We start from the raw sequence: 7669 nt of genomic DNA, 5'->3' as shown, positions 1-7669 counted from the left end.
GAGGGACCGATCCGCATTCTATGGGGGTTGCATGCCGATTTGTTCGATGCATCGATCCGCGGCGCTTTTGCCGGCACCCCCTTCACGATTTCGTCGAGCCTCGACCGCATGGGCGTGCGCCTCGCCGACGTCGCCGGCATCTTCCGGGCGCAGCGGCGGCTGACGCTGGTGTCGGACGCGATCGTGCCGGGCGACATCCAGATCCTCGGCGACGGCACGCCGATCGTGCTGATGCGCGATCACCAGCCCACCGGCGGCTATCCGCGCATTGCCACCATCATCACGGCCGATCTGGATCGGTTCGCGCAGTTGCGACCGGGTAGCGCAGTTGCTTTTACCAGCGTGAGCGTGAACCATGCGCAGAACGTGTTGCGGGGCTTGCGGCCATGACATCGATCGATTTGAACGCTGACCTGGGCGAAGGCATGGGCACGGACGATGATCTGCTGCAGATCGTCTCCAGCGCCTCGATCGCCTGCGGCGGTCATGCGGGCGATGCACCAACCATTCGCCACATCCTCAAGGTCTGCAAGGCGCGTGGCGTGCGGGCCGGCGCGCATCCCGGCTATGCCGATCCCAAGCGCTTCGGCCGCTTTCGCGTGGTGATGCCGCTCGATCAATTGCTCGGGCAAATCCGCTCGCAACTGTTCCTGGTCCGCTTCATTGCCGACGAGGTCGGCGTGCCGCTGGCCTATGTGAAGCTGCATGGTGCGCTGGCCAACCAGACCGCTGAGGAACTCGCATTCGCCGTCGGCATTTTCGCCACTATCCAGGCGATGGACCCCCATGTCGCAGTGCTGGCGCTCGACAACAGCCAGCAGGTGCGGGCGGCCAAAGCCGTCGGCATGCCACTGATCCGCGAAGCCTATGCCGACCGCGCCTATAGCCCTGATGGCCTGCTGGTGCCGCGGGGCCAACCCGGCGCGGTGCTGCATGACACCGAGATGATGATCGAGCGCTGCCTGCGGCTTGCCAAGGACGGTGAGATCGTGGCGACGGACGGTTCGGTGTTCAAATCCACTGCCCGCTCGATTTGCCTGCATGGTGATACGCCGGGCGCGGTCGACCTGGCGCGCGACATCCGCGATGCACTGGAGAGCGACGGGATCACCATCGCAGCCGACGCGCCCGAGTTGCCGGTCTGAGATTCAATCATGCCCTGGGTCGGGAATGTTGAGAATATGCCCGCACGCCTTGCAGTGCACGGCATCCGGATCGTGCTTTTGCAATCCGCATTGCGGGCAGGGGAAATGCACCTTGTTGGGCCGGAAGATGGACTGCGCCAGCCGTACGAACAGCGAAATGCCGATAATCATGATGACGATCGAGGCCAGCTTACCCCAGGTGCCGGGCAGCGTGATGTCGCCAAAGCCCGTCGTGGTGACTGTCGCCACGGTAAAATAAAGTGCGTCGACATAGCCGGCGATGCCGTCGCTGCGGTTGGCGAAGGCCGTGTACACAAAGCCGGTGACGATGAACAGGAAGACCAGCAGGTTGATGACGGCCTGGATCGTGTCCTGATAGCCGCCCAATCCGCGCTTCTTGAGCGGGCGCCAGATATTGGCACTGCGCGACAGTGTCCACAGCCGCATGATGCGCAGGAAGCCGAGGTTAAAGAACAACGTCGGCGCCAACAGCGTCAGCAGGATGAAAATATCGATGATGACCGGCAATTGCCGCAGCCAGCGCAGAATATCGGTCGAGGCCAGCGCGCGGGCGCCGAAATCGAGCAACAGCAATCCTGCGATCGAATAGTCGATCCACAGGAAAGCAGGATTATCGCGCAGCAATGGCGTGACCACGAAAAAGGCGATGATCGCCAGATCGACGATCAACACCGCAAACTGGAAGCGCTGCGCCTTGGGGGACGGGCTGTGATAAAACAGGCGAAGGGTCGAGCGGAGGCGGGCAAAGTGGCCGGCCGGGGGCGGGCTCTGTTCAGTTTTATTGACCATCGCGGCCCGGCAACTCCCTATGCACGCACGCTCAACGGCTTGCTTGCCTGGCTGTTCCGGCGCACAACATGCTGGCCGTTCGGCACACCAAAATCAAGGCATCTTTCCAATGACTATTTCCATGTATGGCGCATCTGTGCCGGTCTATACCCGCATGCTCACCAATTTGCTGACCTGGCTCGACAAGGCCGAAGCCTATGCGGCGGAGCGCAAGATCGATCTGGCTGTGCTGGTCAATGACCGCCTGGCGCCCGACATGCTGCCGTTCAAGAGCCAGGTTCAGATCGCCACCGATCATGTCAAAGGCAGCCTGTCCCGGCTCGCCGGCAAGCCGGTTCCCTCATGGGATGACAACGAAGTTACGTTCGAGGATCTGCGCGCCCGCGTCCGCAAGGCGCTCGATGTGTGTGCGGCATCAACTGCCGCCGAGATCGATGGCTCCGAAGACAAGCCGATCACCCTGAAGAACCGCGCCGGCGAATATGTCGAGCTCGGTCAGGCTTATCTGCTTCACCGTGCCATGCCGAACTTCTATTTCCACATCACGACGGCCTACGCCATCCTGCGCCACAACGGCGTTCCAATCGGCAAGACTGACTTTATCGGCTAGTGGCCGGTTCGAGGCGGGGTTAGGTGCCGGTGGTCCGGGTATTCCCCGTCTGGGTCTGACCGTTAGTTCCCCCCGTCTGCCTGCCGGTGGTAGGCTCATCATCCGGTGAGAACGTCGGCCCGATCGACTCCGCAGGCGCGGCGGCTGAAGGGTTCTTCAGGCACTGCGCGGCGCCGTTGACGCGGAACTCGCCCATCAGCGGCGACTGGAAATGAGCGTAGTAGAACCCGTCCGCCAGTGGCGGGCGCTTGGGATCGTTGCGGGTGAACAGGTCGGCTTGCCTTGCCGAGGACAAGCCGACCTCGCAACGCTGGGTGACCTGTTCGCAGTCGGCGCCCGATGAACATAATTGAAGCGCGCCCTCATAGAGCATGACGCGCGTATCGGTTGGCGTGACCAGGATATCGAATTCGGTGCCACGCACCGCGATCGCCGCAGTGGGCGTGTTGATCTGGTAGGCCGGCTTGGGACTGCGTCCGGTGATGAAACGGAAGCTGCCGGCCAGCGCATTGACCGCCAGCTTTTCGGCCGTTCCGTTGTTGCGCATCAGATAGGTCTCGATTCGCAGCGCGCTGTTCGGGCCAACCACCATGTGGGTGTCGTCGGCGAAGATGATCTGCACCTGACCGCGCGGGCCGGTTACCAGCGTTTCGCCCACCGAGATACCGGAGCCGGCGATCAGGACGCGGTCGCCGGTATTGATCCGCGCGACTGCATCTGGATTGACGCCAACCGCCGTGCCCTCATTGACGGCCATGGCCGCCGGCATGGCGAGCAAGCCAACAGCAACAGCGAAACCAGCAAAGATCAGGTTCTTCATCATCATGCCTGTGTAGTTGCGCAATTTGGCTGAACCAGCGATGAACAGCAATGCTTTCGCGCCACCATGGCATATATTGATGACTTATTGAATTCCCCAAAACCGGCTTAGGAGTAACGCTGTTCACGCCACGGATCGCCGTGATTGTGATAACCGCGAACCTCCCAGAATCCGGGATGATCGCTCGTCGCGAACTCGATCCGCCGCAGCCATTTCGGGCTTTTCCAGAAATACAGATGCGGCACCACGAGACGCATGGGGCCGCCATGCTCAGCGGTCAGCGGAGCGCGGTCCCAGCTATGGGCCAGCAACGCGTCCTCGCTGAGAAAATCGGCCAAAGCGAGGTTGGTGGTATAGCCGTCGTGACTGGTCAGGATGGCGAATTGCGCCTCCGGGCGGATCACAGCATGGGCGGCAAGTTCCTGTGTGGAAACGCCATTCCAGCGATTGTTATAGCGCGACCACGAGGTCACGCAGTGGATATCGGAGGTGTTTTCGACCTGCGGCAGCGCCGTAAAAGTATCCCAGTTGAGAGCCATCGGCGTATCGACTTCGCCCCCGACATCCAGCCGCCAGCTTGGCAGGGCGATATCGGGCTCGATCCCGAGATCGAGCACCGGCCAGTTCTTGACCAGATGCTGACCGGGGGGAAGGCGGTCTTCCTCAGGTCGGCTGGTGCGACCGGTGATGAAGCGGCCTTGCGCGGCCCAGCTCTGCTTGGTGCGGGTCAGTTTGGAGTCTGCGGGCAGCTCGTCGGGCATTGTCGTACTCCCTGGTCGCGGCACAAGGGTGGTCGCGAGCGCGCCAGAGTGCAACAGAAAAGCGTGCCATCCGGTTGCCCAAGACTGTCACACAAGCTATTGGCACACGTCGCAAGCCCATGGTGTGGGCCAAAAGAGGCAAGCATGAAACTGGCATTCGTCATTCCCGCCTATAACGAGGAAGCGCTGATCGGCAAATGTCTGGAATCGGTGATTGCCGAAATCGCGCGCAGCAAGGCCGACGCCCAGATCATCGTGGTCAACAATGCCTCCACTGACCGAACCGGCGAGATCGCGCGCAGCTTCCCCAGCGTGCGCGTGGTCGACGAGCCGAAAAAGGGCCTGGTCAATGCCCGCGACGCCGGCTTTGCCGCCTCCGAAGGCGTCGAGCTGGTGGCCAATATCGACAGTGATACCATCGTGCCGCCGGGCTGGCTGGATACCGTCTTCCGCGAGTTCGAGCGCGATCCCAAGCTGGTCTGCCTCAGTGGACCCTATGTCTATTACGACATGAGTACCTGGAGCCGGATCCTGGTGAACGCCTTCTATGGCCTGACCTACCTGATCTACATCCTCAACCGCTTCATCCTACGCGTTGGCTCGGTAGTGCAGGGCGGCAATTTCGTGTTCAAGCGGGCATCCTGGGCCGCCGTTGGCGGCTATGACCGCACCATCCAGTTCTTTGGCGAAGACACCGACGTGGCGGTCCGCCTCTCCAAGGTCGGCGCGGTCAAATTTACCTTCGCGCTCAAGATGATGACCTCCGGCCGACGGCTGGAAAAAGAGGGCGTGTTCAAGACCGCGGGCACCTATACGCTCAACTTCTTCTGGGTCACCTTCCGCGGCAAGCCGGCGACGAAAGATTACACGGACATTCGCCCCGACTGATCGGGACTGTTCAGTAACCGTCGTTAGGCTAAGCTGGCGCACCCGCATGGTGCGGCATGGGCTGGCAATCGATGGCGATTCCCACACAGCTTCCGTCCCCCGCGCTGGCCGTCCGCTCAGCCGCGTTGCAGGCGCTTGTCCTGCAGGCGGGGCAGGTGCTGGAAGGCAAGGTGCTGGGCGCCGGGCCAAACGGCACGACCCAGGTGCAGATCGGCAAGCAGGTGCTCAATCTGACACTGCCGGTGTTGCTGGCGGCCGGATCGACGCTGAACCTACAAGCGCAAGGCAGCGGTGCGCAGCAAAAGCTCGTGCTGTTGCCCCAGCCGACGTCAATACCAACCGCGCCGCTGCCGACGCAGGCAAGTGTCGTCACGGTTAGTCAGCCAAGCATTCCGACGCCGCAGCAAGTGCCCGTTCCGGCTCCGCAATCGCCTCCGGTGCCGCTCCCCACGCGTCCCAGCGCATTGCAGCCGCTGGCGTTGCAACCGGGTCAGCGGGTGGACGCCCGTGTCATCGGTCCGGCACCAAACGGCATGACGCAGGTGCAGATCGGGCGGCAGACGGTCGAGGTCACATTGCCGACGCCCTTGCCACCGGGCGCGACTTTGCCGCTCCAGCTCGAGGGTAGCGGGGCACAGCAAAGGCTGGTGCTGGTGCCGCCTCCGGCGCAGGGCAATGTTCCGCAAGCTCCGGCTAATCCGGCCGCTCCTTCACCCCCGCCGCCAGCGAATGCGGGCACCACACCGGCACCGCAAGCCTCCGGCACAACCGCGCCGCAGCCTTCGGCTAATCCGGTGGCGCAGACGACGGCGCCAACGAGCCAGCCCTCCGCACCGCTCCCGCCGCCCTCTTTGCCGCCGCCCGGAACCCCGCAAGCGGCTCTGACGCAGATGGTGCAGAGTGCTGTGCAGCGGCAGGATAGTATCGGCAACCTCACCACGGTCCTCGCGGCCGTTGTGGGCAAAGTGGCGCTGCCGCAGCCGGTACTGCAAGCGGCCCAGCAGGTCCTGGCCGCCAGCCTGCCGCTCGGGCCGGCGCTGGATGGCGCAGCCATGCAGCGGGCAATCGCTAATTCGGGCATTTTCCAGGAGGCGGTCCTGGCGCAGGGCGCGCCGCAACTGGCCAAGGGCGATTTAAAGACGGCACTGCTGACCCTGCGCAGTACGTTGGTGACATGGCTGGGACAGACCGCGGCACCTGTCGTGCCGCCCGGTCCACTGCCACCACCGGTGCGCGGTGCCCTGCCACGGGCAAGGTCGGCCAATACCGGCCCGATCGACATTCCCGAAACGCCCATCGAGGTTGGCAAGGTTATGTTGGGCCGGGCGGAGGGCTCGCTGGCGCGGCTGCGGCTGCATCAGCATGCCTCGCTGCCCGAAACCGGCACGGCTGGAGCACCGGCCGATTGGTCGACTGATATTCCGGTGCTGATCGGCACCTACCAGACCGTGATGCAATTGCAGATTCACCGCGATGCGACTGGTCCTGAGCAATCTGTCGCCGAGCGCGGCTGGCAGATCCATTTCGCTATGGACCTGCCCAAGCTGGGCGAGGTCGGCGCGCAGGTCGGCCTGCGCGGCGGCGTTACCTCGGTCCGGCTCTGGGCCACCAATGGTCTCACTGCAGCGCGGCTGGAGGAGGCTTTGCCTGAGTTGAGCCAATCGCTGGCGGCTGCCGGGCTGCGGCCCGGTATCATCGTCGTCCGCGCCGACGAGCCGGTGCCGGCCCCTACGGCTACGGGCCATTTTGTGGATTCACTGACATGAGCGACACGCCCAAGGAGCGCGCACTGGCGGTCGCGTTGCAATACCAGAAGGGCAGTCGCGAGGCGCCGCGCGTGACGGCTATGGGCAGGGGCCTTGTCGCCGAGCGGATCGTGGCGCTGGCTGAGGAGAACGGCGTCGTCATCGAGTCCAATTCATCGCTGGCCGAAGCACTGAGCGGCGTTGAAATCGACGATACCATTCCGATCGAACTGTATGAATCCATCGCCGTTGTCATTGGCTTCGTCCTGCGGCTCGGCACGAAATAGCCGCGCCCATTGCAACGTCTGGCCTCCCATCCCATTTCAAAGCTGTTCAACCCCGAAGGAGTGGGACCGTGCTGAAACCTGAAGATCGCGACGCCATTGAAGGCCTGTTCGCCCGCATCGAGACCGTTGCCGCCAAAAGCGGCCCGCGCGATGCCGACGCCGAGGATCTGATCCGCCAGCGCCTGCAACAGGCGTCCGCCGCGCCTTATTACATGGCCCAAACCATCCTGGTGCAGGAGCATGCGCTGCAACTGGCTGAGCGGCGAATTGCCGAGCTAGAAGCCGATGCTGATCGCCGGCCCGCTGGCGGCTTTCTTGGCGGCCTGTTCGGCGGCGACAACGAGCCGCAGCAACGAGGCCGTCAGCCGGCGCGAACTGCCCGTGGTCCGTGGGGAGATCGCGACGAAGGCGACGATAATCGCCAGCGTGGCAATGGCGGCGGCGGATTTCTTGCGGGCGCAGCGCAGACAGCTTTAGGCGTAACCACCGGCGTGCTGCTGGGCTCGGCCATTGCCGGCATGCTCTCCGGGCAAGCCAATGCCGGCGAATACAACGCCGATCAACCCGCAGACCAACCAGCGGATGAGCCCGCGCCAGACGACC

Annotated in this window: 9 protein-coding genes and 1 pseudogene; 7 read left to right on the top strand and 3 right to left on the bottom strand. The window is 63.4% G+C overall.

The annotated features are described in order from the left end of the window. Together JWP26_RS15250 and JWP26_RS15245 are read left to right on the top strand one after the other, a co-directional pair. Positions 1–390: pseudogene (locus JWP26_RS15250) on the top strand (hypothetical protein); the annotation flags it as partial. After that, positions 387–1145: a 5-oxoprolinase subunit PxpA gene (locus JWP26_RS15245; RefSeq protein WP_299729406.1), complete on the top strand. Its 759-nt coding sequence runs from the start codon at positions 387–389 to the stop codon at positions 1143–1145. The pseudogene JWP26_RS15250 and the gene JWP26_RS15245, both read left to right, overlap by 4 nt. A gap of 3 nt (positions 1146–1148) precedes the next feature. Here the strand turns inward: JWP26_RS15245 and JWP26_RS15240 are convergent, their stop codons facing one another. Then, a complete protein-coding gene (locus JWP26_RS15240) occupies positions 1149–1955 on the bottom strand; it encodes an ion channel (protein ID WP_299729403.1) in 807 nt (268 codons plus the stop codon). A gap of 109 nt (positions 1956–2064) precedes the next feature. Here JWP26_RS15240 and JWP26_RS15235 point away from each other — a divergent pair, with 109 nt between their 5' ends. Next, positions 2065–2565, top strand: coding sequence for a DUF1993 family protein (locus JWP26_RS15235; RefSeq protein WP_299729400.1), 501 nt, complete (start codon positions 2065–2067; stop codon positions 2563–2565). Positions 2566–2584: 19 nt separating this feature from the next. Here JWP26_RS15235 and JWP26_RS15230 read toward each other — a convergent pair whose 3' ends face one another. Together JWP26_RS15230 and JWP26_RS15225 are read right to left on the bottom strand one after the other, a co-directional pair. Continuing rightward, on the bottom strand, positions 2585–3409 hold the full coding sequence (locus JWP26_RS15230; RefSeq protein ID WP_299729397.1) for a FecR family protein: 825 nt from the start codon (positions 3407–3409) through the stop codon (positions 2585–2587). An 83-nt stretch (positions 3410–3492) separates the two neighbouring features. Further along, positions 3493–4146, bottom strand: coding sequence for a sulfite oxidase-like oxidoreductase (locus JWP26_RS15225; protein WP_299729393.1), 654 nt, complete (start codon positions 4144–4146; stop codon positions 3493–3495). Positions 4147–4290: 144 nt separating this feature from the next. On the opposite strand from JWP26_RS15225, the gene JWP26_RS15220 reads away from it, so the two are divergent. The 4 genes from JWP26_RS15220 to JWP26_RS15205 all read left to right on the top strand — a co-directional run. Continuing rightward, the gene (locus JWP26_RS15220) at positions 4291–5034 is read left to right on the top strand and encodes a glycosyltransferase family 2 protein (RefSeq protein ID WP_299729390.1); all 744 of its coding nucleotides are present in this window, start codon (positions 4291–4293) and stop codon (positions 5032–5034) included. A gap of 71 nt (positions 5035–5105) precedes the next feature. Next, positions 5106–6800: a flagellar hook-length control protein FliK gene (locus JWP26_RS15215; RefSeq protein ID WP_299729387.1), complete on the top strand. Its 1695-nt coding sequence runs from the start codon at positions 5106–5108 to the stop codon at positions 6798–6800. After that, the gene (locus tag JWP26_RS15210; RefSeq protein ID WP_299729384.1) at positions 6797–7066 is read left to right on the top strand and encodes an EscU/YscU/HrcU family type III secretion system export apparatus switch protein; all 270 of its coding nucleotides are present in this window, start codon (positions 6797–6799) and stop codon (positions 7064–7066) included. Before JWP26_RS15215 ends, JWP26_RS15210 begins: the two co-directional genes overlap by 4 nt. Positions 7067–7134: 68 nt before the next feature. Beyond that, positions 7135–7669, top strand: a 535-nt coding sequence (locus JWP26_RS15205) for a DUF2076 family protein (RefSeq protein WP_299729381.1), incomplete at its 3' end; no start/stop codon positions are given.

The sequence above is a fragment of the Devosia sp. genome, from assembly GCF_028290435.1.
In the GTDB taxonomy this organism is placed as follows: domain Bacteria; phylum Pseudomonadota; class Alphaproteobacteria; order Rhizobiales; family Devosiaceae; genus Devosia.
Note: the sequence above shows the minus strand (reverse complement) of the source record. Positions and strands in the feature narration are given on the sequence as shown.

Excerpts from the sequence above, each read along its gene's own strand:
- JWP26_RS15245 (WP_299729406.1), top strand. The coding sequence starts at position 387 with ATGACATCGATCGATTTGAACGCTGACCTGGGCGAAGGCATGGGCACG.
- JWP26_RS15240 (WP_299729403.1), bottom strand. The coding sequence starts at position 1,955 with ATGGTCAATAAAACTGAACAGAGCCCGCCCCCGGCCGGCCACTTTGCC.
- JWP26_RS15235 (WP_299729400.1), top strand. The coding sequence starts at position 2,065 with ATGACTATTTCCATGTATGGCGCATCTGTGCCGGTCTATACCCGCATG.
- JWP26_RS15225 (WP_299729393.1), bottom strand. The coding sequence starts at position 4,146 with ATGCCCGACGAGCTGCCCGCAGACTCCAAACTGACCCGCACCAAGCAG.
- JWP26_RS15220 (WP_299729390.1), top strand. The coding sequence starts at position 4,291 with ATGAAACTGGCATTCGTCATTCCCGCCTATAACGAGGAAGCGCTGATC.
- JWP26_RS15215 (WP_299729387.1), top strand. The coding sequence starts at position 5,106 with ATGGCGATTCCCACACAGCTTCCGTCCCCCGCGCTGGCCGTCCGCTCA.
- JWP26_RS15210 (WP_299729384.1), top strand. The coding sequence starts at position 6,797 with ATGAGCGACACGCCCAAGGAGCGCGCACTGGCGGTCGCGTTGCAATAC.